General features: G+C 37.6%; 1 pseudogene. It reads right to left on the bottom strand.

Going from position 1 to position 955, the window contains the following annotated elements:
- Positions 1-576: 576 nt before the first annotated feature.
- A pseudogene (locus tag AC1VNY_RS42490) lies at positions 577-840 on the bottom strand (hypothetical protein); the annotation flags it as partial.
- Positions 841-955: the final 115 nt, after the last annotated feature.

Raw genomic sequence — 955 nt, 5'->3', positions numbered from 1 at the left:
GTATGTTACATGATTTCATAACTGTGTTGTATCGATTGCAAGAAAATGTGCAGCCATTCGCAAACTTGTAATGCAATTAATCGCTTCATTTGTTCATTAGTTGTTCGAAACAATACAACAATAGCGGTTGTAGTTGGAGGAAACCTTACCGATAAATGTGCAACAATAGGCAGTGAAGTGAAAATAGATGAGACAGGAATGATCATTTTAATGTATGAGAGAGAGTGAGAGAGAGCGATAGGAGTGGGAGCAGTGGCGGCTAGTGGTAATTTTTCTTGGTGGTGTCAGACATAAATTTTCGGAAAAATCATGGTTTTGGGTTAGGTTATATTTCAATATATAAAATAATACAGGGTGTTCAACTTAAAAGCAGCCTGTGAATGGAGCTAATCTGGCATATATGTATGGAAATGAGAAGGTTCAGTTATGACGTAGTATAGGTCAAGGTTGTGTGATGGTGTGTAATTGTAGTGCGGGAAGGGGCGATGAACAAATGTGACGTAGGACGAGCTAGTCAGAACCGGTTTAACCCTTTGGTCCCCAGCACGTCAAAAAAAAATTACCTCATAAAAAACACTAAAAGGGGAATAACTCCTCAAAAAACGCAACATGTCTTTCTAAAAAATTAATAATAATAAAACTATTGCTTGTAGAACATTCAAATAATGAGCAACAATACTGTGAACTGGATAAAGTTTCACAAGAAATTATACCCATAAAGATGTAATTCTGCAGATAAACCTTGATTTCGGCAGCAGTTACTGCGTCCCACTTTGAATCAATTTTCCCAGCTCTTTTCTGACGTTGATCAGCGTACAAATTCGTTTGATCTGCCATAAATTCAAAAAACTGCTCCTAAAAAATTAAGCTGAAATAATCGAATGGTTCTGCACCCTCCTCTAGTGTATGAGAAGGCCCACTCTCTTCCATAAATGGCTCCACAACTAATGGGGAA

Source organism: Bradyrhizobium ferriligni (genome assembly GCF_056837965.1).
The sequence above is the reverse complement of the archived record's forward strand: the minus strand, read 5'-3'. Positions and strand labels throughout refer to the sequence as shown.